The organism is Streptosporangium sp. NPDC000239, assembly GCF_040300765.1.
GTDB lineage: Bacteria > Actinomycetota > Actinomycetes > Streptosporangiales > Streptosporangiaceae > Streptosporangium.
Genome location: NZ_JBEPEI010000002.1, coordinates 265,662 through 289,753 on the forward strand (window position 1 = coordinate 265,662; position 24,092 = coordinate 289,753).

Here is a 24,092-nt window from a genome sequence, read left to right on the forward strand (position 1 = left end):
GCCGCTCCGCTCGGGGGTGTGTTCGGGAACAACGCGGGCTATCCCCGCAGCTCGACGACGTCGCCCGCCGTGCCCCTCGGGCGGCGGCGGGCGGTTCCCAGGGCTCCGTCGTCGACGATCTCTCCGTCGAGCAGGGTGATCACCCGGTCGGCCAGGCTGGCGACCCGGGCGTCGTGGGTGACCAGGACGATGGTCTGCCCGTCGCGGTGGACCTGGCCGAGCAGGCGCAGGACGTCACGGGTGTTGCGGCTGTCGAGGTTGCCGGTCGGCTCGTCGGCCAGCAGCAGGCTCGGCTTGTTGGCCAGCGCGCGGGCCAGCGCGACCCGCTGCTGCTCACCGCCGGCGAGCTGGGCGGGTGAGGCGTCGGCGCGGCCGGTCAGCCCGAGCTCGCCGAGCAGGTGCTCCCTGCGCTCCCTGGCGTCGCGGGCCGAGGCCCCGGCCAGCAGCGCGGGCAGCTCGACGTTGTCGGCCACGGTCATGTTGGCGACCAGGTTGAAGAACTGGAAGACGAAGCCGATCTTCCGGCGTCTGAGCAGCGCCCACGCGCTCTCGCTCATGGTGTCCGCCCGCTTGCCGTCCAGCCAGATCTCCCCGCTGGTGCGGGGGTCGAGGCCGCCGAGCATGTGCACCAGGGTCGACTTGCCCGAGCCGGAGGGGCCGGTGATCGCGACGAACTGTCCCGGCTCGACCACCAGGTCGACCCCGCGCACCGCGGGCACCGGCACGGCGCCGTTCTGGTAGATCTTGACCAGATTGACCGTACGGACGACCGGGGGGTGACTCACGAAAGGTCCTCCTGACATCGTTCGAGCCAGTCGAGGTCGGCCTGCAGATGCAGCATGGCCCCCTCGATCAGCAGGAGTGCGACGTAGTCCTCCCGGTCTGTCCGGTCGGCGAGTTCGTTGAGGTCGCGCATGAGCCCGAGATAGTGGCGGCGCTGGCGGTTGATCAGCGCCATCCGGTCGGCGATGCCGGTCATGGGGGCCAGGACGAGCTTCATGAAGAACTCGTCGCGGACCCTGGGGCCCTCGGTCGGCTCCTCCACCCACGCGTCCAGGGCGTCCCGGCCCGCGGCGGTCAGATAGTACACCTTCTTGTTCGGCCGGTTCGACTGCTCGACGTCCACGGCGCGGATCAGGCCGTCCTTCTCAAGGCGGCCGAGCGTGACGTAGATCTGCCCGATGTTCGGTGACGGGTAGGCCCGGCCGAAGATCTGCTCAAGCGCCTGTTTCAGCTCGTATCCGTGGGCAGGTTCCTTCGCGAGGAGCGCCAGCAGTGACTGTCTCACCCCCCACCTCCTCGACATGCTCGTTACCTGAGCGTTACGGGACTATCCGTTGACGTCCACATTAACGCTGTGCATAACATGCATGCATCTACCTAACATGTATGTAGCCGCCAGGAAACAGGGAGGCAATCGTGCGCCACCTCCTTCTCGTCACTCTCGTCGTCGTTCTGGTGACGGGGTGTTCGGGAGCGGTCGCGCGGGACGCCGACCGTTCCGGCGGCAGCGGTCCGTTCACCTTCGTGACGGGCCGTGACACCACCGGTTATCTGCGACCGCTGATCGACCGGTGGAACCAGACACACCCGGCGGAGCAGGCGACGCTCCTTGAGCTTCCCGAGGCCGCCGACGAGCAACGCGCGCAGATGGTCGCCAACCTGCAGGCCAAGAGCGACCGCTACGACGTGCTCGGCCTGGACGTGGTCTGGACGGCGGAGTTCGCCGACGCCGGCTGGATCGTGCCGCTCGAACGCGGCATGTTCCCGCTGGACAGGTTCCTGCCGTCCGTCACGGACACCGCCGTCCACCGGGGCAAGCTCTGGGCCGTGCCGTACACCAGCAACGCCGGGCTGCTCTACTACCGCAAGGACCTGCTGGCCAAGGAGGGCTTCACTCCGCCCACGACCTGGGCGGAGCTGCGCAGGCAGGCCCGTGCGCTGCACGACAGGTACGGCATCGGCGGCTACGCCGGGCAGTTCCTCGCCTACGAGGGACTGACCGTCAACTTCGCCGAGGCCGTGCAGTCCGCGGGCGGGCAGATCCTCAACCGCGACGGCACCCAGGTCACGATGGACACCGCCAAGGCCACGACCGGGCTCGACTTCCTGGTCAACGGTCTTCGTGAGGGCTGGATCCCCCGCGAGTCCCTCTCCTACAAGGAGGAGGAGTCACGGCTGGCCTTCCAGGAGGGCCGCCTGGCCTTCTCCCGCAACTGGCCCCACGCCTACGGCCCGGCGACGACCTCGCCGATCGGCCGCAGGTTCGGGGTGACCCGGCTGCCCGGCCTCAACGGGCCCGGCTCCAGCTCGCTGGGCGGGATCAACCTCGCCATCAGCGCCTACTCCAAGCGGCAGAAGTCCGCCCTGGAGTTCATCCGCTACTTCACCGGGCTTGAGAACGAACGCCGGGTGCTCGCCGACGGGTCCTTCCCCCCCGTCTGGGCCGAGCTCTACGACGACCCCGCTCTGATCAAGCGCTTCCCCTACCTGCCGGTGCTCAAGGACAGCCTGCTGTCCGCGCGGCCCAGGCCGACGAGCGCCAACTACAACCAGCTGAGCCTGGTGATCGCCAGTGCGGTCTCCAACGCGCTCACCCCGCCCTTCGACGAGGACAGCGGCGACGTCGTCACCTCGATGAAGGGTCAGCTCGACGAGATCATCCGGGCTCGATGACGGGGGTCACCCCTCCGTTCCGCGAGTCGTCATCCCTTCCCTTCCCCTTGTTTCTGTCTCTTTCCGTCTCTCTCCGTTCTCGGCGGACGCCCGTGGGCATCCCCACCGCGCGGCGTCCGCCGTACCTCACGCCTCACCTCACCACCCCAGGACCGGGGACAGGCGGTCCCCCCGCACCGATCGCCTGTCCCCCCATCTCCGTTCCGTCAGCACAGGAGGTTCGCCAGAATGCGTAAGACCATCGCCACGGTGACGTTGACGGGCCTGGCGCTCGCGCTCGCCGCGTGCGGCAGCCAGGACAACGCGTCCTCGACGCCCGCCCCGGGCGACAGCGCCCCGGCCTCCTCGGCCGCCGCGGGAGCCAAGACCCTGGACGGCGTGACCATCGAGGTCGCCGCCAAGTGGACGGGCCAGGAGCAGGAGAACTTCCAGCAGGTGCTCAAGGCGTTCGAGGCCAAGACCGGTGCCAAGGTCACCTACGCCTCGACCGGTGAGGACACCGGCGCCTACCTCGGCCCGCGCATCCAGGGCGGCAGCCCGCCGGACATCGCGATCCTGCCCCAGCCCGGCCTCGTCCAGCAGTACGCCAAGGAGAAGGCCCTCAAGCCGCTCACCGCCGAGGTCCAGAAGCAGATCGACGACAACTACACCCCGTACTGGAAGGAGCTCGGCTCCGCCGACGGCCAGGTCTACGGCGTGCTGGTCAAGGCCGCGCACAAGTCGCTCGTCTGGTACCGCGACCAGGCGTTCCAGGACGCGGGCGCCCAGCCCCCCGCCACCTGGGACGACCTCATCAAGACGGCCCAGACCGTCGCCGACTCCGGCACCGCCCCGTTCGCCCTCTGCGGCGCCTCCGGCTGGACGCTGACCGACCTGTTCGAGAACGTCTACCTCTCGACCGCCGGGCCGGACAACTACACCAAGCTCTCCAAGCACGAGATCCCGTGGACCGACGCGACCGTGACCACCGCGCTTGAGAAGATCGCGCAGATCGTCGGCAAGAAGGAGTTCCTGCTCGGCGGCCCCTCCGGCGCCCTGCAGACCGACTTCCCGACCTGCGCGACCCAGGTGTACGGCCAGGACAAGGCGGCGATGGTCATCGAGGCCGACTTCGTGGCCACCTCCGCCGAGCAGTCGGGCGCCAAGCTGGGCGAGGAGGCCAAGTACTTCCCCTTCCCCAAGGCCGGTGACACCGAGCCGGTCGTGCTCGGCGGCGACATCGCCGTGGCGCTGAAGGACTCCAAGGGGGGCATGGCCCTGCTTGAGTTCCTCGCCTCGAAGGAGGGCGGCGAGATCTGGGCCAAGCTGCCCGGCTACCTTTCGCCCAACCGCAACGTCTCGCCGGACAACTACCCGGCCGAGCTGACCAAGAAGCTCGCCCAGACGATCATCTCCGCCGGTGAGGCGGTCCGCTACGACATGTCCGACCTCGCGCCGAGCGCGTTCGGCGGCACCGAGGGCAAGGGCGAGTGGAAGCTCCTGCAGGACTTCGTCCGCGACCCCTCCGACGTCAAGGGGACCCAGACCAAGCTTGAGGACGAGGCCAAGAAGGCCTGGAAGTAGGGGGACCGGCCGTGACCAACCGGTTGGACGGCCCGCAGGGCCCGAGGGAGGGCGAGGGCGCCTCCCCCGGGCCCGGGCCCGGCCCCGCGACCCCGCAGGGCCAAGCGGACGATCCCCCGCCGTCCGCCACCGCGCCGGAGACGGCCGGGGCGACAGCGGAGGCCACGACGGCGGGAGCCGCGGCCCGGGGGTCTGCGGCTCCCGCTCCTCCCCCGAATCCCTCGAATCCCTCGAATCCCTCGGGCCGCCGGGGAAGGCTCGGCCCCTCCCCGACGCTGGCGCTGGTTTTCCTGCTGCCCGCCGCGGTCGTCCTCGGCGCGCTGGTGATCTACCCGATCGTCTACTCGATCTTCCGCAGCCTCTTCGACGCCACCGGGGACACCTTCGTCGGCGCCGGGAACTACGCCGCGATCTTCAGTGACTCCTCGACGCTGACCACGATCAGGAACAACCTGATCTGGGTCGTGTTCGCCCCCGCCATGGTCACCGCGATCGGCCTGATCTTCGCGGTGCTGACCGAGCGGATCCGCTGGGCCACCGCGTTCAAGCTGGTCGTCTTCATGCCGATGGCCGTCTCCCTGATGGCCTCCGGCGTCATCTTCAGGCTCGTCTACGAGCAGGACCCCGACCGGGGCGTGGCCAACGCCGTGATCACCTCGGTCCAGGGGATCTTCGGCCCCTCCCACGGCTATCCCGACGCCAGGCCGAGGGAGAACGACGCGGCGCCGGTCGTCCCACGCGACGGCGCGGTCGTGACCAGGCAGACCGTCAAGCCGGGCCAGGCCGTACAGGTGCCGCTGGTGGGCGTCAAGCCCGCGACGCTCGCCTCCGCCTCCGCGGCCAAGGCGGCGCAGCCGGTGCCCGGCGAGCTGACCGGCACCGTGTGGGTCGACTTCACCCAGGGCGGCGGCGGCACGCTCAACCAGGTCGACGGCACGGAGAAGGCGCTGGCCGGGGTGACGGTCGAGGCGGTGCGCGGCGACGCGGTCGCGGCGACGGCGACCACCGAGGCCGACGGGACCTTCCGCTTCGCCGGTCTGCCCCAGGGCGACTATCTCCTGCGGCTGCCGCCGTCGAACTTCCAGGAGCCCTTCAACGGCGTCTCCTGGCTCGGGCCGACCCTGATCACCCCGGCCATCATCGGGGCGTTCATCTGGGTGTGGGCCGGGTTCGCCATGGTGCTGATCGCCGCCGGGCTCGCGTCCATCCCGCGTGACGCGCTTGAGGCGGCCCGCATCGACGGGGCGACCGAGTGGCAGGTGTTCCGCAAGATCACCGTCCCGTTGCTCTCCCCCGTGCTGCTGGTCGTGTTCGTCACCATGATCATCAATACGCTCAAGGTCTTCGACCTGGTCTTCGTGATCGCCCCGGGCTCCGTGCAGCCGCAGGCGAACGTGATCGCGCTTGAGATGTGGCGGGTCTCCTTCGGCGGCGGAGGCAACCAGGGGCTGGGCAGCGCGCTGGCCATCTTCCTGCTGATCCTGGTCCTGCCGTTCATGATCATCAATATCCGCCGGTTCAGAAGGGACAACCAGTGACGACCCCCGCGCTGGGCGCGCCGAGTCGCGGCCCCCTCGGCAGGGCCGTCGACCGGATCGGCGGCGGCCTGCTCCAGGCCCTGATGGTGGTGATCGGCCTGTTCTGGCTGGTTCCCACACTCGGCCTGTTCGTGGTCTCGATCAGGAACGAGACCGCCAACAACTCCACCGGCTGGTGGACGGCCCTGACCAGGCCGGCCGAGCTGACCCTCAGGAACTACTCGGACCTGCTGGCGACCGGCTTCACCTCCTCGTTCTGGAACACCGTCCTCATCACCGTCCCGACGACCGTCCTGGTGATCGGCATCGCCGCCATGGCGGCCTACGCCTTCGCCTGGATGGAGTTCCGGGGCAGGGACACCCTGTTCCTGGTGGTGGTCGGCCTGCTGGTCGTACCGGTCCAGATCGCGCTGATCCCGATCGCGAAGCTGTACGGCACGCTCGGGATCTTCGGCTCCATCGCCGGGGTCGTGCTCTTCCACACGGCCTTCGGCCTGCCGTTCGCGATCTTCCTGCTGCGCAACTTCTTCGCGGGCATCCCGCGCTCGCTGCTAGAGGCGGCGCGGATGGACGGCGCGGGCGAGTGGAAGATCTTCTCGACCGTGGTGTTCCCGCTGGCCAAGCCCGCGGTGGCCTCGCTGGGGATCTTCCAGTTCCTCTGGGTGTGGAACGACCTGCTCGTCGCCCTGGTCTTCGCCGACACCGGCAACCAGCCGATGACCAAGGCCCTGCAGTCTCAGATGCGGCAGTTCGGCACCAATATCGACATCCTTGCCCCCGGCGCCTTTTTGTCGCTGATAATCCCGTTAATCCTGTTCTTCGCATTCCAGCGGTATTTCGTGCAGGGCATGATGGCGGGCTCCGTGAAATAACGACAGGGGCAGGTCAGATACGGCTCGCGTGATTCGTCACGCGAGCCGTACCTGGTCGCAAAACTCGATAGGGTTTTCGGCATGGCCGCACGTCCTTTGAACGAAGTCGTGGAAGCCGGGTGGGCGCAGGCCCTGGAACCCGTCGCTGACAAGATCGCCGAGCTGGGTGACTTCCTCCGCCAGGAGGTCGCGGAAGGCAGGCAGTACCTCCCCGCGGGAGCCAACGTGCTCCGCGCCTTCCAGCAGCCCTTCGACCAGGTGAAGGTGCTGATCGTCGGGCAGGACCCCTACCCGACCCCGGGACACCCGATCGGCCTGAGCTTCTCGGTCGCCGCCGACGTGCGCCCGATCCCCGGCAGCCTCCGCAACATCTACAAGGAGCTGACCGAGGACCTCGGCCTGCCGATGCCGAGCAACGGCGACCTGACCCCCTGGACCGACCAGGGCGTCCTGCTGCTCAACAGGGTCCTCACCGTCATGCCCGGCAAGCCCGCCTCGCACCGCGGCAAGGGCTGGGAGGAGGTCACCGAGCAGGCCATCAAGGCCCTCGTCGCCCGCGACCAGCCCCTGGTCTCGATCCTGTGGGGCCGCGACGCCCGCTCGCTGCGCCCGATGCTCGGCTCGACCCCGGCCATCGAGTCGGCCCACCCGAGCCCGCTGTCGGCCCGCAGCGGCTTCTTCGGCTCCCGCCCCTTCAGCCGTGCCAACGACCTGCTGCAGCAGCAGGGCGCGGCACCGGTCGAATGGAAGCTGCCGTAGTCTGATCGTCCCTTGTCGGGGCACTAGGATTCCACCATGAGTGATGAATCGGGCACCGAACGCTATCTGCGTCTGACGATCGAGCTGACCGTTGAGGTGCAGGACCTCGCCGGGCTCCAGGAAGCCGCGCTGAAGGAGATCAACCACCCCGACGCCGACCTGGACGACGACGAGCGCAGGGAACAGGCGGAGATGGTCTCCGCCGACGAGACGGGGGCCACGGCCCTGCAGTGGCTCATCGAGCCGGACCACGTTCTGGGCCTGATCGAGCACGTGGAGCAGGTCGAGCCCCGCGAGGCCGTGCTGGGGGTCGAACCCTCAGACGGCCCCTCGGACGAGGAAGACGACCACGACCACCACGGCCACGACCACTGAGATCAGTCGTCGGCCTCGAAGCCGTCCCCGAAGGCCCAGAGCTGGCCCTCCAGATCGAAGGCCATGTAGATCCTGGTGCCCTCGGGGGTGGTCTCGGGCTCGACCACGATCTCGGCGCCCCGCGCCACGGCCTGCTCGTAGTGGGCCTCAAGATCCTCGACAACGACGAACACGCCCTGGCTGACCGCGGGCAGGTCGAGGGCACTGCGCAGGTAGGGCTCGCCGGGCCGTACCGAGGCGAGCACGATCACCGCGTCCCCCAGAGTGAGCCGGGCGTACCCCACTCCCCCGTGAGAGCCGGGCACCGTGACCGACGGCCGGAAGCCGAAGACCTTGCCCAGCCATTCGATGGCGCCCGGGGCGTCCTGGTAACGAAGGAACGGAACCACACTGGGGTTCGACATGCGGCCCTCCACCGAGACGATGCGATGTCTTAAGCCCAGAGCTTGTCACCGTTGGCCGATCACGTCAGCATGTCCGCCGCACCTTCCGTTCCGGCCGTCCGGTCCGTCCTCTCTCAGCCCGCGAGGAGTTCCTCCCTGCGGGCGATGAGCAGATCACGCTGACGCGCCAGCTCGGCGTGGTTGGTGGTCAGGGTCGCGACGGTCTCCTGCACCCATTGGGCGATCTCGGCGACCGCCTCGCCGGTGCGGGAGATCTTCTGGTGCTTGATCGCGTCCACGATGATGTTGTCGAAGAACATGTCGGCGAACCAGCGGGTGTCCACCTCGGGCATCTGGGGGTTGACGTGCACCCCGACGTCGGCCAGCTCCCTGGAGAAGACGTCCAGTGCCCGCTGCGCGTGCCAGGCCGCCTCGTCGGCGTTGCGCAGGTGGCCGTTCTCCACCATGTCGGCGAAGCCCCCGCCGCCGCTCAGCATGTCCCAGCGGGAGGCGCCCCGGGCGCTGCCGAGACTGTGCAGGACCTGGCCAACGGCCTGGACCGCGCCGACCCCCGCCTGGCGCGCCTCCTCGTGCTCGCGCAGCCCGGCGTCGGTGTCGGCGAGCCGCCGGGAGATGTCGGTGAGCTCCCTGCCCTTCGGGTCGCCCGACTCGACCAGCATGCGCTCCTTGCGTTCGAGCAGCGCCGCGTACTCCTCGCGCGCCGTGCCCACCTCGGCGAGGCCGCTCTCCACGGCCGCCATGTCCGTCTCCAGCCACCCCAGGCGGCCGCGCTGCCCGTCAAGGCGCTGCCGTACGGCCTGCGCCTCGGCCCGCTCCTTGGCGAGCCGCTCCTCCTTCGAACCGGCGAGCCCCGCAAGGAACGCCGTGAAGCCGCCCGCCTCCAGCCGGGAGACGTCCTTCTCCTCCTCGGCGAGCCGTTCCTCAAGTTCCGCGAGCAGCCGCCCGACCTCGTCGAGTTGCAGGGCCAGTCCCTGACGCTGGGCCGTCAGCCGCTCAAGACGCCGTACCCGCTCACGGGCCGCGCGCAGGTCGTCGTCGATGCCGTCGAAGATCATCACATCAGTGCGACGTACGGCACAGGCGAATTGTTCCGCTCCCGACATATCAACACTTGCGGTCAGGGCCGAAACACGGCCCGCGACCTCACTCCATGGTCACCAGGGGTGGCGGGTAGCCCTCGACCCCGCCGGGCAGGCGCCAGGGCCGGTGAACCGCCCCGTCCGGTACGGCCCGCAGCTCGGGCACGTGACGACGGACGTACTCCCCCGTCGGGTCGAACCGTCTCGCCTGCCTCAGCGGGTTGACGACCCGGTTGGGCCTGGTGTCGTTGCCCGTCCCCGCGACCCACTGCCAGTTGCCGTAGTTGTCGGGCACGTCCCCGTCGAGCAGCAGCGAGAAGAAGTGCTCCGCACCCACCCTCCAGTCCACGCCCAGCCTCCTGACCAGGAAGGACGCGGTGACCATCCGGGCGCGGCCGTGCATCCAGCCCTCGGCGAGCAGCTGCCGCATGCCCGCGTCCACGATCGGCACACCGGTCCTGCCCTCCCGCCAGGCCCGCGCGGCCTCCTCGTCGTGGCGCCAACGGTGTCCGCGCGGCCGGTAGTCCTCCCGCGTGATGCCCGGGAAGGCCCGCGTGACCTGGTGGAAGAAGTCGCGCCAGCAGAGCTGCCTGACGAGGTCGTCACCGGGCCGCCGTGATTCGAGCTCAAGGGGCGACAGGCAGCCGAAACGCAGGTAGGGACTGAGCCGTGAGGTACGGTCGCCCGCGAGGTCGTCGCGCCTGTCGGCGTAGTTCTCCGCGTCGTACCTGAGCCAGGTGTTCATCCGCTCCCTGGCGGCCCGCTCACCACCGGGGAAAGGCCCTCCGGGGCCGGGCTCGGGCAGGGTGCCGGCGTCGAGTCCCTCGGACAGGACGACCTCGCGCGGGGCGTCCAGCAGCCGCCTGCGGCCGTGCTCCGCCCAGACCCGCCAGTAGGGCGTGAACACCCGATAGTGGTCACCGCCGCCGGAGGGCCGCAGGGCGCCGGGAGGCACGATCGTGACACCGGGGAAGGCCAGGAAGGCCGTCCGCGCGCGCTCGCACTCCTCGGCGAGCCTCCGCTGCCTGCGCGAGGCCAGGGCGCTGACGTCCTCGCTGACATGCACGGCCCGGGCACCGACCTGACGGGCCAGACGCATCGTCTCGGTGACCGTGTCGCCCCGGCGGACCACCAGGTCGCCCCCTCGCCCGCGCAGGGACCGGCGCAGGTCGGCCAGGCTCTCGGCGAGGAAGGCCGCCCTGCCGTACGGCCGGACGGCGGGGTCGAGCACGAACAGCGGCACCACCCGGCGCGCCCCGGCGCACGCCTCCGCCAGTGCCGGATGGTCATGGACCCGCAGGTCACGGGTGAAGAGGACGACGACGGTCTCGATCACATGGGGACCTTCGTTCCCGCGCCCCGCGTGGTTGCATCCGGCCGGGGCCGGGTGTCCGAAGGGATCGTCAGGGGGACGAGACTGGCAGGCTGTAGACCGTACGGGAGGGGCCCGTGGATGGGGTGAGACGGTGACGGACGAGCAGGAGCCGGGATACGGCATCGGGGCCGTCGCCCGCAGACTCGGTGTGCCCGCCCCGACCCTGCGCACCTGGAACCTGCGCTACGGCGTCGGCCCGAGCCGCCGCAGCCCCGGTGGGCACCGCCGCTACGACTCCGCCGATCTGCGCCGCCTTGAGGAGATGAACCGGCTGATCAGGCAGGGGGTTCCGGCGGCCGACGCCGCCAGGCGGGTCCTGCGGCCCGGCGCCCTGCCCCTCCAGACGCCGGAGCCCGCGCCGGTCCCTGTCCCTGCCTCGGGTTCGGGCTCGGGCTCGGTCCCTGGCTCAGGTTCGGGCTCGGGTTCGGAAGGGGAGGCCGCGATCCCGACGGTGGCGATGCTGGCACGGGCCGCGACCGCGCTGGACAGCGGGGGTGTCTCCGACTGGATCGACGCGGCGCTGGCCAGGCACGGCGTCGAGTGGACCTGGCACACCCTGGTGCTGCCGGTCTTCGAGGCCATCTGCAGGCGACAGGCGGAGACCGGCGCGGGCATCGAGATCGAGCACCTGTTCTCCGAACGGCTGCTCGGCGCGCTGACCCGGATAGGCCGTCCCCCCGCCCTGCCGGTCAACGACCGTCCCGTGCTGCTGGCCTGCGCGGAGAACGAGCTGCACAGCATGCCGGTCCACGCGCTGGCCGCCGCGCTGTCCCTGGAGGGCGTCCAGACGCGGGTGCTCGGCGCGCGGACGCCGTACCCGGCGCTGGGGGACGCGATGCGTCGTCTCGGCCCTGCGGTGGTCTTCGTCTGGTCCCAGATCCCCGAGACAGGGGATCCCGCGCCGCTCGCCTCGCTGCCTCCGCTGCGCCCGCCGAGCCGCCTCATCGTGGGCGGCGAGGGCTGGCGGGAGGGGTTGCCCGCCTCGGTTCTGCGGGTCTCCTCCTTCGCCGAGGCGCTCACCGGCGTCCACGCCGCACTGCGCTGACCTGCGCGAGTCGCTTGCCTTCATGCACACCGGAGAGTATGAATAAGTTTTGAGTAGCTTTTTTCGGCAAGGGGGGCACCATGACAGACACCCTGAACGTCCGGTTCGCCGAGGGTGACGACGCGGCCCTGGCCGAGTGCCTCCACACGCACGGCTCGCTCGTGCGCTCCTACCTGCGGCGCTTCGTCGCCTTCCAGGACGTCGAGGACCTCCAGCAGGTCGTGTTCACCGAGGTCTGGCGGTCACGGCACCGCTTCGACCCGGCCCGCAGCCTTCCCGCCTGGCTGCTCGGCATCGCGCACAACCGGGCGGTCGACCACCTGCGGGTGCGCACGTTGCGGACGGTCCCGCTCGACGCGGTCGCCGACCCCGCGGGTCAGGACGGCAGGGCCCACGGGGAGGCCCTGGCCGAACGCGACGAGGTACGGCGGGCGCTGGCCGAACTGCCCGCCCCGCAGCGCCAGGCCATCGAGCTGGCCTACTACGGCGACCTCACCCAGCGGGAGATCGCCGAACGGCTGAGCGTTCCGCTCGGCACCGTCAAGGCCCGTACGGCCCGCGGCCTGCGCCGCCTTTCGGCCCTGCTCACCCCCATGGCGGCGTGACCGTCAGCGGGTCTCGGGCCAGCGGCCGGTGGCCTTGGCGGCCTCGATCGCGGCGTGGCCCGCCGGGCGCATCCGGCCCTCGGCCGTCAGCGCCTCGGCCTTGGCGACGTTGATCTCCGACCAGGGGCTGCGGCGGGCGCGCGGTGAGTAACGCTGCAGGTAGTAGTCGCCGTCGAACGCCCTGCGGTGGCTGTCGATCCAGCCGTGGCACAACGCCTCGTCGAGGGCCTCGTCCAGAGTGACGGTGGTGGCGTTGCCGTTCTTCTTGGCGATCATCAGCCAGACGTCGCGGGCGCTGTCGTGGTGCTCGGTCAGCCAGGCCTTCCAGGCGGCGGCGTCGTCCAGGATCAGGGCGTTCTCGGTCATCGTGGTCAGCCCTTCCGGCTCGCGAGGACGTTCATGTAGTGGTTGTTGATCATGATGCCGAGGATGTTGCCGAACGGGTCGCGGACCGAGGCGGTGACGAAGCCGGGGCCGCGCTCGGTCGGCTTGTCGAACGGGACGGCCCCCATCTCCAGCAGCCGCTCCCAGGTCGCCTCCAGATCGTCCACCGCCCAGTAGACGATCGCCCCGCCGCTCTCGGCGCTCCAGCCCTGCGGGGCGAAGCGCGCGTCGATGACGCCCAGCTCGTGCTGGTAGTCACCCACCCGGAACTCCACATAGACCGGATCGCCCTGCTCGGGCCGCTGGAAGTAGGCCTCCATCCCGAGAAGCTCGGCGTACCAGTCACGGGCGGCGGCGACGTCGTGCGCGTAGAAGCTGATGGTGGTGAGTCCGCGAAGCATGTCCTGCTGCCTTCCGCTCGGTGGCTTGTGAGATCGATCCTGTCAGCCAAAGTGCTCACCGAATGAGCACTTTTACCGGCGACATGAGTTCAGCCGGCGTCGAGGAGGGCCCTGATGTCGCTCTCGCGGTAACGGCGCTGCCTGCTGGGGGTTCGCACCGAGGGGATGCGGCCGGTCAGCGCCCAGCGGTTGACGGTCTTTGGGTCGACGCCGAAGATCCGGGCCACCTCACCGGGGGTGAGGAGCCTGTCGGTGGTGTCCGGGCCGGTGGTGAAGGTGCCGTCCGGGGCGACGGCCTTGAGTGGGGACATGGAGGGCTCCAGAAGGGTCAGTGGCGGCTGCGGTGGAGGATCTCGTCGTGGTGGGCCAGCGCGCAGGCCAGCCGGTGGAGGGTGGTACGGCCGCGCACATCCCTGGTTCCGGCCGCGCGCTGGTCGGGACGGAGCGGGTGATAGCGGACGGCCCACGACCGGGGCGGTCCGGGCAGGTCGTGTTCCTCGTACCGCCAGGCGGGGTGGGTGCTGATGAGCAGGTCGATCAACCGGCGTTCGTACTCGGTCATGGTCGTCCCTGGTGCCGGGAGTCGTTCCGGGGTGCTCCGAAGGTCTCCCGGAAGTTGTTCCGAAGGCGTTCCGAGAACATTCCGGGAGCGTTCCGGGGGCGGAAAGGGTGGAGAGGGTGGAAGCGGGGGCGGGCGCCCGGCCCCGAGCCGGGGAGCACTTGGCCGGGCACCCTGGAGGAGGACCGGCCCCACATGGGGCCGGTGCGCCAGACGGCTCCCTCTTCCCCAGCGCGCCCGGCGCGTGGGAACCGTCTCGCGGAGGTGTGCGGCCCAGGTCCCTCCCACCTGGACCGCACGCTGAGGAGGTACGGCGGGCGGCGGGTGGGATGATTTCCACCGCCCGCCGTACCGGCTTTCACGAGCGCAGAAGTCTGCGCAGTGCCGTAGGCCGACCGGGCGCGACGGCCTGGCCAGGGCATACGGCCAGGGAGGTCCGGGTCGGCTGCCCGACCAGGGCGGTCCGCAGGGCGCGGGCGACGGCCCTGATGCTCGGCGGCACCGTCGGGGTCACCTGGGCGGACAGCTTGCGGTCCAGTTCCTCAGCCGACTCCGCCCGTACCAGCGGCACGGTCCCGGGAGCGCGGCCTGCCGGACAGGGCGCTTCGGTAGGCGCTCCACAGGCCGGTCGCCGAGTTGTGGAACACCAGCCAGTCAGGGTGCGTCCGCTGTACGGCATCGCAGCTCTGACGTGCGGTGTCCGACGTCATGCCGCCCTCCCACCCGGCGAACGCCGCCCTCCGGCGGATGCCGTTCCCTTCCTGCGCCGGGCCGACACTGGGGAGGACTGCGGCGAGAGCCGGATCGTCCTGATCATCTCCGCCTCCCGCATCCGCTCCTCCAGCCCCTCACCCGTGGAGTCCTCAACGATCACCGGACGAGGGCCGTCCCAGGCGGCCACGGCGTAGAAGCGGCGGCTACCCAGGCTGTAGAGCACCGTCCAGCCCGCCCAGGCCTGGTCGATCCGCTCGGCCTGCGCCCGTGCCGGGCCGTCCCAGACCCGCCTATACACCGGGGCGTACGGCAGGCCCGCACGGTGCCGTCCGGTCACGACGCCACCCCCTTGGCGATCTCCTCCTGCTCGGCCACGGCCGCCTGGACCTCGTCGAAGGTGTCGGCGTCCACGGCCGACTGGGCCCCGGCGTGTACGGCGGTGCAGGGGAAGACGTGGGAACGGAAGGCCCAGAAGCGGCCCGCGTCGCTGATGATCAACCGCCAGCCCGGGATCACCTGGGCCGTGGGGATGCCATGCATGATCTGGACCTCCCGGGTCCGTCCTGTTGGAGAAGCGGCCGGTACGCGGATGGCGGGAAACCCTGCGATAACAGGCAAAAGGGACTTCGGTCGGCTATTTCCCAGATGGCGAGTGTTCGCGTTTATCACCGAAACAACCATCTTCATTACCATACCAATACCCTTAATACCCCTTTTCTGATTGACTTCCGCACCTCCACAGGGAGTTGTGAAGTTGACGGTACCCACCCGGGAGGAAAGTCCGCCCCGAATGCCGTGAGCTGCGGAATACCGATTTCCGCACCCGCGTCGTCGTGAGTATTCCCTCATGTTCACCATCCCCTCGTCCGCGCCTAGGGTGCCGCTTCGGCTCGCCACCGAGAATCCCAGACACGACGGCCACAGAGCAGCCTGTAATGGCGCACGGTTCCCACACACTTCTTGTGAAGTACTGGCGACCCGGCCCATGAGGATATAAAGGATTACCCATGGACGTCTCCCAGGAATACGACTCCTCGAAGTCGCCGCGAACCTACTTCGCCCAAGAACTCCGCAGAATTCGCACCGGCAAAGGAATCACCCAATTGCGACTTGCCGACATAATTGGGTGGTCGGAGAGCCAGATCAGCATGGTCGAGCAGGGGCACAGGAAGCCCACGAGGCCCTTCACCGTGGCCGTGGACGCGGCCATGCGCCTCGAAGGACGGCTCATCGAGCTCTACGACATGTTCGACAGCATGGCCGCCCAGTCACCCGAGTGGTTCCGCCCCTGGATCGAGGTCGAGCGCGAGGCGCAGACGCTGCGGGCATGGGAGCCACTGATCGTTCCCGGACTGCTCCAGGTGGAGGGCTATGCTCGGGCGCAGCTGAGCGGTGAGCCGGGGGTCTCGAAGGAGCGGACCGAGGAGCTGGTGCGAGCCCGGCTCGACCGGCAGAACATCTTCGCCCGGCCCGACCCGCCGCGCTTCTGGGTGGTGCTGGACGAGGGCGTGCTGGCCCGGCCCGTGGGCAGCCCCGAGATCATGGCGGCCCAGATCGCCCACCTGCTGGAAGTGGCAGAGGAGGGGCACATCTCCATCCAGATTCTCCCGCACAGCGCCTACAACGTTGTGGGACTGCTGGGCAGCTTTGTGGTCGCCGAGCTTTCCGGTGCGGCCGCGGACATGGTCTACGTGGAATCACAGGGCACCGAAGGGCGAGTGAACGATCGAGTAAAGGAGGTCGAACGTCTACGATTCAAGCACGACGCGATTCGCGCCGACGCCATGTCGCGGCGCGAGTCGCTGAACGCGATCAAGGAGATGATGCGGCGATGGACAGCCTGACCAGGGAACTCGTTTCTGCGGCCTGGCGCAAATCCTCTCTCTCTGGCAGCGACGGCGGTAACTGCGTCGAAGTCGCCCGTCTCGGCGGAGGACACATCGGCGTTCGCGACAGCAAGAACATCACCGGTCCGGCACTGGCCTTCACCGCCTCCGGCTGGGAATCTTTCGTGAAGGGCGTGAAGAACGGCACGTTCGACGCCCTCTGATTCACCCTCGTCGCCCGCCGGAGAGGAAACCATCATGAACACCTGGCGTAAATCCAGCCTCTCCGGCAGCGACGGCGGCGACTGCGTCGAAGTCGCCCACCTCAACGGTCTGACAGCCATCAGAGACAGCAAGAACCCCACCGGCCCGACACTGACCCTCACCCCCGCCCAGTGGCGTTCGTTCATCGGCCATCTGAAGGCCGACGCCTGAGCGCGCTCAATGTCACGGCAGTGAGCGGGTGAGCCACACCACCTCACCGTTTTCCTCCGTGGACAGGCGGTCCCGCTCGAACCCGAGTTTCTCCAGGACGCGGAGCGAGGGCGTGTTCCACGAGCCGACGGTCGACCAGAGCCGTTTCCGCCCGGTCGCCACCGCCGCGTCGAGCACCGCGCGGGCCGCCTCGGTCGCGTACCCGCGCCCGTGCACACGCTGGAACAGCTCATACGCGATCTCGGGCTCCTCGACGGTGCAACGACCGACGATCAGCCCGCAGTAGCCGATGAAGTCGCCTTCCACCCGGCGCCGGACGGGCAGCAGCGCGATCCCCGTGGCCGCCGTCGCGGTGAGCTGCTTCGCGATGATCGCCCGGACGTGCTCAATCGTGGGCGTCCCCTTGCCACGTTCGGCATGCAGGTCCCGAAGCTCGCCGGCGTCCGACTCGGCCCACGGCCGCATCGTCAGCCGCTCGGTCTCCAGATGAAACGCCATCGTCTCGTACCCGGTCATGGCCCCACTCTGCCTCACGGATCACGCGAGCCGGGTCCTGGCTCACGGTGGCGCGCGACCCCGGCACGGCCTTGCCGGTCACCGTACGCCACCGTGCCCAGCTCAGACCTGGGAGGCGCGGCCGAACGCGCGAACCCTCCTCAGCTCAAGAAGACGCTCATCCACTGGCCACCGACGAGTCGTAAGCGATCTTGGTTCTGGCTGGAGCAACGCGATGGATACCCGCGCCTCCCCTGCCAGGCCGAGCAAGAAGGGCTCAACCCTCATCAACACCGCGCTTTTGCACATCGATGCGCCGGAGCCTGATGTGGGAGCGCCGGGCATGCAAGCCAGCCTCTTCCAAGTGATCGGCGATCCTCCTCAGACGGTCACGAACCTCAGCAAGCAGCGGTTCCGCGTCTTCACCAGTGTCGTCGCACAACAGGTCGCCACGCGCGGTGCACCGCTTCCGCAGAGGGGCGATTTCGGTTCGCAGGTGATCGGCCACAGTGGCGGTGGCCTGAGTCACCTCGCCCAGTAGTCTCAACGCTTCACGTAAATCGGCCATGTCCACCTCGCGCCGCTTACGGGCCGCTTGGATAAGTTCGCCAAGGCGCACCAAGTCCTCGCTGTCCACCGTTGTGCCCTTTCCTCAGTCCTGTCAGCGAAGCCGGATTGGTCGACGTCGGTCTCACCGAATTCAGTCAATGCGCCCGTTGCAAGCTTCGCCGCCATTCGTGCCCGAAAGCTACGCCGGCCCCCAGACCATTGCGTGCAGAAAACAGGCCCTTGACGACGAATCGTCGAATTTTCTCCACTCTACTCAGAGAAAGCAGGGCATGGGCCGTCCCCTAGTCGACCAGAGGGTAGCACATAATCATAACTGCGTCCACGCGTGCAACTTACGTTTTTCCCACCCGAACATCCGTCTTTTCGGCCTGGCGATACCGCTTAATGGACATTCGAAAAATTTGGTAAGTGTCGACTCGTTGACATCTGACCACCGTAACAACTTGTCCCGACGTGACCACATAAAATTATTCTTTAATTCTCCTGCGATATGAGTTACACAAGAGAGGCGGGCCGGAGCACGGGCCCGCTTCCTCCATCCAAGAAAGGGAACGCGTGAAGCCGAGAGTTACAGCGATCGCAGCGGCGCTTTGCTTCCTGGCGATCAACATGTTTGCCCCTGCCGGCTCGGCCCAGGCCGATACGTCGCCGAATCAGTGCGGACTTGACCGCCAGGCGGCCGTCAACGAGCAGCTGAAGAAGATTCCCGGCGGTCAGGTCATCGATGAGAGAACCATCTCCTACGCTAGCGGAAAGGTCACAGTCACCCTCGCCAACCCCGCCTCTTGCGGAGGCGATGGCGCCTCCGCTAAGTCTGATTGCACGGAAGACTGGCTGTGTCTGTGGTCGAGTTCCCGTTACCTGGGAACTAAATGGTCCTTCACCGACAACGGCTACTGGCAGGACCTGCGCCAGTGGGGAATCACCTCGTTTTCCTCCTTCTACAATCACCGAGCGGACGCCTTCCTGCTGAAGCAGCACTCCAGCGCCCCCTCCTACTGCTACGACTACGAGACAGCGGCGTCCGACGTTGCAGCCACCGTAGGCTCCTACCGGTTCATCTACCTTCGTGAAACCTCGGGCTGCTGACTTCGAGCAGCCACCGTTCGGGGACGCCATGGTGTGTATGGCGTCCCCGAACGGGGTTCGTCCTCCCTCTGAAAGGGAGAGCATCACATGTCAGTTGAGATTTCGAACCCATCGCTGGCTCAGGAATGTCGTGTAGCCGATGACTGCAGGTATTCGGACATTCAGCTTTCCGGCGTCCGTGGTCAATATCTCCTCGAACGCTAGCAGACGCCCGGTCTCCGGACTGATGATCATCACCCAGCGCATGGGCAGTGCCAGATCGAAGTCAAAGGTGATGGCTTTCCCCTTCCGCCCGGCCCGATCGGTGACCTCTCCGCCGAATACCAGATCGGGCTGCCGCGCCAGCAGACGCCATATCCGGCCTGCGAGCGGATCTGGGACCACATGGTAGGTGTGCAGCATCCGCACCGCGCGAAGGAGCCGATAGGTGACCGGTTCGCCGGAGTTGCTCCCGCCACGCAGGAGTTCTTCCCGCAGCTCTTGGTCCGAACTACGGGCCAAGGCATCGCTCCAGGGCCCCATGTCCGCCCCTGCCGGCCACGCCTCATCAGAGAGTGCGGCGGCGTCGTCAACTGCCTCAGCGCTATTTTCTTTTGCCTCTTCAACGCTTTGCGGCTTGCCTCTGCGTTCCACCCGGCGCCCAGAGCCAGTCATCGCGAGGGGAGTCCACTGCTGAACGAGCTTGGGCACAATGACCGACGTCGTCTTCTGGTCAGCCACAGTAACGTTAAGGTCCCAAATATTGGTCGTGATGAGGCTGAAAGCCGCATCGGCGGGAGGGTGCGTGCTCGATTGCCGGTCAACGACAGTGGCTAGGGCCAACAGCACCGCCTGTGCGGAGGGGGGGATAGATGTAGGGGCTCTCATCAGCCGATAGTGCAACATCGGCGGTGTGGCCAGCGGAGTTGGAGAGGAGGATTGGCGGATCACTACGGTAGCGGTGGCCGCCATTGCCACCGCTCCCGCTGCCAGCAGGCGGCGCCGCGTCCACATCCGCGGTGCGCCATGTAGCGACGCCTCAGCCGTCTGCTCAAGGGCTCGACGTAAGGCTGCGCGGCCTTGGTCGTCATGGGCAGCACCGACAAGGTGGTGGCGGGGAACCGGATTGGTCATGCTCATCAGATGCTTGATGTCGTGAAACTCCTCAGCCATGGTCACCGCTCCGTTCGACGGGGGATGGAGAGAATCGGGGCTGGCGTTCCTTGATCGTCAAGGATGGCCAGGAAACGGCGGCGCGCGCGGTGAACTTTGACCGCCATGGTCGCCGGCGAGCATCCGATGACGATGGCGGCTTGGCGGATCGTCAGTTCCTCCCAGCCGATGAGCTGGAGAACCTCCTGATCTCTGGGAGGAAGTGACTGCAGTGCCTGGCGCAGTCCCATCACCGCGGTGACATCGTCGCCGTGGTCGTCTTCACTCATCGGGCCGCTTAGCGATCGTGCGATCCGTTGCAGAAGTCGCTGGCTGCGACGCTCTCGACGGTATTCGTTGGCCAGGACGTTTCGCGCGACTCCGTACAGCCACGGCAGGATATCGCCATCAACCTGAGGGACTTCGGACAGTCGCCTCCAAGCGACCAGGAAGGTCTCAGCTGCGACGTCGCGTGCGGTGTCAGGATCGATCCGCCGTGCCGCGTATCGCAACACGTCGTCATAGCAGGTGTCGAAGAACCAGGCGAATCTGTCGACCGGCTCTTGCATGGTCACACCTTTCCTCGGGACGCCAACACCTCCCTATGTCCGACATGGATGCTGCGCTTACACCTCGATCTCACACAGGCTCCAGGCCTTCGGAACTCCATACCGCTATCTGATGCACTGGTAGGAACGTCAGGCATCGCTAGTGAATCGCTATCTGCGGCCGGCTCACCCGATGTCTCGGTATGGCATGGGCAATAGTGTCTCTGCAACAAGAGCCAGGTTGCCGACAGCAGTCACATAGCGTGAGCATGCTCCCCTTAAGGGTTCCCCGAGCCTCGGCGCCAGCAGCAAACGTTTACCTGAGAACTCCGATAAACGCAGTATCAGACTCGTCTTTATTATTTATACACTAACCGAAATTGGCTACAGAGACGACTATATTAATGAATGGCATCATAATCACACGCGAAGACCATGCGAAACGAGTTATCCGGGCGCCACATACCAACGCAGGCCGCCCATCCAAACCCCAAGCCACTAGCTTTAAGATTCAACAAATAGATCCCAGCTATGCATCTTGACACCCCACAGAGTGCTAATTACCATCCACTTTAGAGATCTCTAAGGAGGTGTCACCCAAAGTCTCAGACATTGACACGAAAACAGAAGCGGATCATTTCATTCCGAATGGAAACCCATGAGATTTCTTAAAGCAAACCTGTCCGCTCGACGCGCTTCAGTTAGTGTGATAATCGCGGGAATGGCTCTATTCGCCTCTTCTACGGCCGCACACGCGGAGCAACCCGGTACAACTGGAGCCAACTCCGCCTCTTCGGTGAAACTGGCCCCTGGATCAAACGGGCAGCAAATCCGAGTATGCGATAATACCGCTTTCTATGACGCCGTAAAGCTCAGTGGAACAAGTCACACTGGCACGTCGGCCAACACTTCATCTCGGCTCGACATCGATAAATGCCACAGCTTTGCAAATTGGTGGTGGGTGGGAAGGGTAACCTTAAAATGGTTCAGGGACGGAAGTTCTAAGACTCTCACTACCTACTGCGATGTGCCGAGGTATGATCCGGACTGGGACTGGGTAGTTTGCGAAATCGAGCCCAGTAACCCGTAACGTCGACCGGAAGGCCTCGTCCGTATGGAGGAAGGTGCTGTGGCGCATCGTGGAAAGCGCCCGGATCGCCCGCCTGCGTGCTGATCACGATTGCAGCAGGCCGCCTTCCGACGAACCCAATGCATGGTGACGCAAGGCCCCAGGGTATGGCTGGTAATGCTGCCTAGGATCCCGGTTTAGCAAGATCCCGGAGAAAATGCCGCCTCCCTGGGGCTTCTTCACATCCGTACAGATCGCAGATTCAAGGGTCTCCCAGGCGCAGGTCCTTGTACCAGACCGTCCCGCTCTGGGCTGCCAAGCCCATTCCATGCGAGTTCTGGCGTGACTTCGCGATCTCATACCGATCGAGCGCGTCCGGGAAAGAACTTCTCCAGATCCGACAGCGACGGCAACTCCTCGAAGGCCGTATATGCCCTAACCTGACCATTAGCCTCGATCTTTCACGATCTTCGTGTGGTCAGCTGGCGTCTTCGGCTAAGGGGTGATTTCGCTTCCTGGTCAGCGTGATGGCCCGGCTTTCGCGTCGGGTGAGCGGGTTCCACGAGGCCCGGCTGGTTCTCCTTCCTGGGTTGTCTGGACGGTTGGGTGCCGGTGACAAGCAGGGGAAACGACGCCCGTAGAGGTCAGTGAACCACGGTTGAGCGCCCGGGTGGAGGCGTTCCTCGCGGACGATGATCCGCGTGCCTTCCAGGTCAGCCGCTGGTCACTCAGCCCCGGAGGACTGGAGTACGGCCAGCGATCTGGCGGGGAGGAACAGGTCAGGGCCGGTCAGGGTTGTGGCCGGGTCGAGGGCGAGGAGGATGTGGGCGGGGCCGGTCGGCAGGGTGAGGGGGGTGGGGCCGAGATTGGCCGCGATCCGCAGGGCGCCGCGCCGTACGAGGAGCCAGTCGTCGCCGTGCGAGACGGCGGTCCGGTCGAGCCGGGGGTCGGTCAGTTCGGGGTGGGCCCGGCGCAGCGCGATCAGGGCCCGGTACCAGTCGAGGTGGGCCCGGTGGGCGTCGTCGTCGAGTTCGCTCCAGTCGAGTTTGGAGCGCAGGAACGTCAGCTCCTCGCCGGGGTCGGGCGCCTTGTCCGCCCAGTCGTCGTAGCCGTGGCCGACGAACTCCCGGCGCCGCCGTTCCCCCTCGCCCTCGCGCAGCTGAGGCTCGACGTGGTCGGTGAAGAACAGGAACGGGGTGCGGGCCCCCCACTCCTCGCCCATGAACAGCATCGGGGTGAACGGGGAGGTCAGCAGCAGCCCGGCGGCCAGCCGCAGGGCCTCCGGCGGCATCCGGTCGCCCGTCGCGCGGTTGCCGATCTGGTCGTGGTTCTGCGCCGAGCAGACGAAGCGGTGGGCGGGCACGTGCCCGGCCGGGCGGCCGTGGGAGCGGCCCCTGAAGGAGGAGTAGGTGCCGTCGTGGTAGTAACCCGAGGTCAGCACCTTGGCCAACGTCGCCGTGACGCCACCGGTGGCGTCTCCGGCTGTGACCCCGGTGGCGTCTCCGCCCGTGCTTCCGCTGGTGTCTCCGGCCGTGACCCCGGCTACGGCCCTGGCTTCGGCCCCAACCACGGCCCCGGCGGCTCCGGCTCCGGCACCGGCGAAGTCGGCGTAGTAGCCGTGCCGTTCCCCGGTGACCGCCACGTGCAGCGCGTGGTGGACGTCGTCGTTCCAGGCCGCGGCCAGGCCGTACCCTCCCGCCTCGCGGGGGGTCATCAGCCGGGGGTCGTTGAGGTCGGACTCGGCGATCAGCGTCAGCGGCCTGCCGACGGCCGTGGAGAGGGCCTCGACCTCGACGGCCATCTCCTCAAGCAGGTGCACGGCCCGGGAGTCGTGCAGGGCGTGCACGGCGTCCAGGCGCAGGCCGTCCACGTGGTAGTCGCGCAGCCACTGCAGGGCGTTGCCCACGAAGTAGCGGCGCACCTCGTCGGAGCCGGGGCCGTCCAGGTTGACCGCCTGCCCCCAGAAGGAGGCGGCCGAGGGGTTGAAGTAGGGGCCGAAGGGGGCCAGGAAGTTGCCCGAGGGCCCCAGGTGGTTGTGAACGACGTCCAGGATCACCCCGAGTCCCCGCCGGTGGCAGGCGTCGACGAAGCGCTTGAACCCGTCGGGGCCGCCGTAGTTCTCGGTCACGGCCCACAGGTCGACCCCGTCGTAGCCCCAGTTGCGCGTGCCGGGCACCGGAGGGACCGGCATGACCTCGACGAAGTCGACGCCGAGTTCGGCCAGGTGCGGGAGCCTGTCGATCGCCGCGTCGAAGGTCCCCTCCGGGGTGAAGGCCCCGACGTGCAGCTCGTAGATCACCGAACCGGGCAGGGCGCGCCCGCGCCACAGGTCGTCGTTCCACGCGAACCTGTCGTGCTCGTAGACCCGGCTCGGCCCGAAGATCCCCTCCGGCTGCCTGCGTGACCTCGGGTCGGGCAGCCCGGGACCGCCGTCGAGGCTGAAGCGGTAGTCGGTGCCGTGGCCCGCGCCCGGCACCCGGGCAGACCACCAGCCGCCCGCGCCCAGGGCCATCGGGTGGCGCACTCCGTCGATCTCCACGTCCACCGAGGACGCCTGCGGCGCCCAGACCTCGAACACGG

The 24,092-nt window shown here is 67.7% G+C and carries 30 protein-coding genes; 12 read left to right on the forward strand and 18 right to left on the reverse strand.

The window, feature by feature from the left end:
- Positions 1-38: 38 nt before the first annotated feature.
- A complete protein-coding gene (locus ABT340_RS06720) occupies positions 39-803 on the reverse strand; it encodes an ABC transporter ATP-binding protein (RefSeq protein ID WP_386193077.1) in 765 nt (254 codons plus the stop codon).
- Positions 782-1,288 carry a PadR family transcriptional regulator gene (locus tag ABT340_RS06725; RefSeq protein WP_352009694.1) on the reverse strand — a complete coding sequence of 169 codons (507 nt, stop codon included), beginning with the start codon at positions 1,286-1,288 and terminating at the stop codon, positions 782-784. Before ABT340_RS06725 ends, ABT340_RS06720 begins: the two co-directional genes overlap by 22 nt.
- Before the next feature lie 131 nt (positions 1,289-1,419).
- Here ABT340_RS06725 and ABT340_RS06730 point away from each other — a divergent pair, with 131 nt between their 5' ends.
- The 6 genes from ABT340_RS06730 (at position 1,420) to ABT340_RS06755 (ending at position 7,783) form a co-directional block, all read left to right on the forward strand.
- Entirely contained in the window at positions 1,420-2,676 is a 1,257-nt protein-coding gene (locus ABT340_RS06730; protein WP_352009695.1) for an ABC transporter substrate-binding protein, read from the forward strand.
- A 228-nt stretch (positions 2,677-2,904) separates the two neighbouring features.
- A complete protein-coding gene (locus tag ABT340_RS06735; RefSeq protein WP_352009696.1) occupies positions 2,905-4,239 on the forward strand; it encodes an ABC transporter substrate-binding protein in 1,335 nt (444 codons plus the stop codon).
- An 11-nt stretch (positions 4,240-4,250) separates the two neighbouring features.
- Positions 4,251-5,777: a carbohydrate ABC transporter permease gene (locus tag ABT340_RS06740; RefSeq protein ID WP_352009697.1), complete on the forward strand. Its 1,527-nt coding sequence runs from the start codon at positions 4,251-4,253 to the stop codon at positions 5,775-5,777.
- Positions 5,774-6,649 (forward strand): carbohydrate ABC transporter permease, encoded by an 876-nt coding sequence (locus ABT340_RS06745; RefSeq protein WP_352009698.1) that lies wholly within the window; start codon positions 5,774-5,776, stop codon positions 6,647-6,649. Before ABT340_RS06740 ends, ABT340_RS06745 begins: the two co-directional genes overlap by 4 nt.
- An 81-nt stretch (positions 6,650-6,730) precedes the next feature.
- Positions 6,731-7,408 (forward strand): uracil-DNA glycosylase, encoded by a 678-nt coding sequence (locus tag ABT340_RS06750; protein ID WP_352009699.1) that lies wholly within the window; start codon positions 6,731-6,733, stop codon positions 7,406-7,408.
- 36 nt (positions 7,409-7,444) lie between these two features.
- On the forward strand, positions 7,445-7,783 hold the full coding sequence (locus ABT340_RS06755) for a hypothetical protein (RefSeq protein WP_352009700.1): 339 nt from the start codon (positions 7,445-7,447) through the stop codon (positions 7,781-7,783).
- A gap of 2 nt (positions 7,784-7,785) precedes the next feature.
- On the opposite strand, the gene ABT340_RS06760 is transcribed toward ABT340_RS06755, so the two are convergent.
- From ABT340_RS06760 to ABT340_RS06770, 3 genes are all read right to left on the reverse strand, one after another.
- On the reverse strand, positions 7,786-8,187 hold the full coding sequence (locus ABT340_RS06760; RefSeq protein WP_352009701.1) for a VOC family protein: 402 nt from the start codon (positions 8,185-8,187) through the stop codon (positions 7,786-7,788).
- A 113-nt stretch (positions 8,188-8,300) separates the two neighbouring features.
- Entirely contained in the window at positions 8,301-9,242 is a 942-nt protein-coding gene (locus ABT340_RS06765; RefSeq protein WP_352009702.1) for a hypothetical protein, read from the reverse strand.
- 88 nt (positions 9,243-9,330) lie between these two features.
- The gene (locus ABT340_RS06770; protein ID WP_352009703.1) at positions 9,331-10,602 is read right to left on the reverse strand and encodes a cryptochrome/photolyase family protein; all 1,272 of its coding nucleotides are present in this window, start codon (positions 10,600-10,602) and stop codon (positions 9,331-9,333) included.
- 130 nt (positions 10,603-10,732) lie between these two features.
- On the opposite strand from ABT340_RS06770, the gene ABT340_RS06775 reads away from it, so the two are divergent.
- Positions 10,733-11,686 (forward strand): MerR family transcriptional regulator, encoded by a 954-nt coding sequence (locus ABT340_RS06775; RefSeq protein ID WP_352009704.1) that lies wholly within the window; start codon positions 10,733-10,735, stop codon positions 11,684-11,686.
- 80 nt (positions 11,687-11,766) lie between these two features.
- Positions 11,767-12,291, forward strand: coding sequence for an RNA polymerase sigma factor (locus ABT340_RS06780; protein ID WP_352009705.1), 525 nt, complete (start codon positions 11,767-11,769; stop codon positions 12,289-12,291).
- A gap of 3 nt (positions 12,292-12,294) precedes the next feature.
- Here the strand turns inward: ABT340_RS06780 and ABT340_RS06785 are convergent, their stop codons facing one another.
- From ABT340_RS06785 to ABT340_RS06820, 8 genes are all read right to left on the reverse strand, one after another.
- Positions 12,295-12,657 carry a YdeI/OmpD-associated family protein gene (locus ABT340_RS06785; RefSeq protein ID WP_352009706.1) on the reverse strand — a complete coding sequence of 121 codons (363 nt, stop codon included), beginning with the start codon at positions 12,655-12,657 and terminating at the stop codon, positions 12,295-12,297.
- A gap of 5 nt (positions 12,658-12,662) precedes the next feature.
- Positions 12,663-13,076, reverse strand: coding sequence for a VOC family protein (locus ABT340_RS06790; RefSeq protein WP_352009707.1), 414 nt, complete (start codon positions 13,074-13,076; stop codon positions 12,663-12,665).
- 89 nt (positions 13,077-13,165) lie between these two features.
- Entirely contained in the window at positions 13,166-13,387 is a 222-nt protein-coding gene (locus tag ABT340_RS06795; RefSeq protein WP_352009708.1) for a BldC family transcriptional regulator, read from the reverse strand.
- A 17-nt stretch (positions 13,388-13,404) separates the two neighbouring features.
- The gene (locus ABT340_RS06800) at positions 13,405-13,638 is read right to left on the reverse strand and encodes a hypothetical protein (RefSeq protein ID WP_352009709.1); all 234 of its coding nucleotides are present in this window, start codon (positions 13,636-13,638) and stop codon (positions 13,405-13,407) included.
- A 355-nt stretch (positions 13,639-13,993) separates the two neighbouring features.
- Positions 13,994-14,206, reverse strand: coding sequence for a hypothetical protein (locus tag ABT340_RS06805; RefSeq protein WP_352009710.1), 213 nt, complete (start codon positions 14,204-14,206; stop codon positions 13,994-13,996).
- Positions 14,178-14,345, reverse strand: a complete 168-nt coding sequence (locus ABT340_RS06810) for a hypothetical protein (RefSeq protein WP_352009711.1) — start codon at positions 14,343-14,345, stop codon at positions 14,178-14,180. Before ABT340_RS06810 ends, ABT340_RS06805 begins: the two co-directional genes overlap by 29 nt.
- A complete protein-coding gene (locus ABT340_RS06815; RefSeq protein WP_352009712.1) occupies positions 14,342-14,686 on the reverse strand; it encodes a hypothetical protein in 345 nt (114 codons plus the stop codon). Before ABT340_RS06815 ends, ABT340_RS06810 begins: the two co-directional genes overlap by 4 nt.
- A complete protein-coding gene (locus ABT340_RS06820; protein ID WP_352009713.1) occupies positions 14,683-14,889 on the reverse strand; it encodes a hypothetical protein in 207 nt (68 codons plus the stop codon). Before ABT340_RS06820 ends, ABT340_RS06815 begins: the two co-directional genes overlap by 4 nt.
- Positions 14,890-15,356: 467 nt before the next feature.
- Between ABT340_RS06820 and ABT340_RS06825 the strand changes: the two genes are divergently transcribed.
- The 3 genes from ABT340_RS06825 to ABT340_RS06835 are packed head-to-tail and all read left to right on the forward strand — an operon-like array spanning position 15,357 to position 16,610.
- Positions 15,357-16,193, forward strand: coding sequence for a helix-turn-helix domain-containing protein (locus ABT340_RS06825; protein WP_352009714.1), 837 nt, complete (start codon positions 15,357-15,359; stop codon positions 16,191-16,193).
- Positions 16,181-16,399 (forward strand): DUF397 domain-containing protein, encoded by a 219-nt coding sequence (locus ABT340_RS06830; RefSeq protein WP_352009715.1) that lies wholly within the window; start codon positions 16,181-16,183, stop codon positions 16,397-16,399. The genes ABT340_RS06825 and ABT340_RS06830 overlap by 13 nt, the downstream gene beginning before the upstream one ends.
- Before the next feature lie 34 nt (positions 16,400-16,433).
- Positions 16,434-16,610: a DUF397 domain-containing protein gene (locus ABT340_RS06835; protein WP_352009716.1), complete on the forward strand. Its 177-nt coding sequence runs from the start codon at positions 16,434-16,436 to the stop codon at positions 16,608-16,610.
- 12 nt (positions 16,611-16,622) lie between these two features.
- Here the strand turns inward: ABT340_RS06835 and ABT340_RS06840 are convergent, their stop codons facing one another.
- Positions 16,623-17,126, reverse strand: a complete 504-nt coding sequence (locus ABT340_RS06840) for a GNAT family N-acetyltransferase (protein WP_352009717.1) — start codon at positions 17,124-17,126, stop codon at positions 16,623-16,625.
- A gap of 256 nt (positions 17,127-17,382) precedes the next feature.
- Positions 17,383-17,742 (reverse strand): alginate O-acetyltransferase AlgX-related protein, encoded by a 360-nt coding sequence (locus ABT340_RS06845; RefSeq protein ID WP_352009718.1) that lies wholly within the window; start codon positions 17,740-17,742, stop codon positions 17,383-17,385.
- Positions 17,743-18,230: 488 nt separating this feature from the next.
- Between ABT340_RS06845 and ABT340_RS06850 the strand changes: the two genes are divergently transcribed.
- Positions 18,231-18,764 (forward strand): hypothetical protein, encoded by a 534-nt coding sequence (locus ABT340_RS06850; protein WP_352009719.1) that lies wholly within the window; start codon positions 18,231-18,233, stop codon positions 18,762-18,764.
- 90 nt (positions 18,765-18,854) lie between these two features.
- Here ABT340_RS06850 and ABT340_RS06855 read toward each other — a convergent pair whose 3' ends face one another.
- The 3 genes from ABT340_RS06855 to ABT340_RS06865 form a co-directional block, all read right to left on the reverse strand.
- A complete protein-coding gene (locus ABT340_RS06855) occupies positions 18,855-19,916 on the reverse strand; it encodes a hypothetical protein (RefSeq protein ID WP_352009720.1) in 1,062 nt (353 codons plus the stop codon).
- A gap of 2 nt (positions 19,917-19,918) precedes the next feature.
- Positions 19,919-20,464 carry an RNA polymerase sigma factor gene (locus ABT340_RS06860; RefSeq protein ID WP_352010165.1) on the reverse strand — a complete coding sequence of 182 codons (546 nt, stop codon included), beginning with the start codon at positions 20,462-20,464 and terminating at the stop codon, positions 19,919-19,921.
- Between the two features lie 1,772 nt (positions 20,465-22,236).
- Complete coding sequence (locus ABT340_RS06865) at positions 22,237-24,090, reverse strand: malto-oligosyltrehalose trehalohydrolase (RefSeq protein ID WP_352009721.1); 1,854 nt, start codon at positions 24,088-24,090, stop codon at positions 22,237-22,239.
- Positions 24,091-24,092 lie beyond the last annotated feature (2 nt).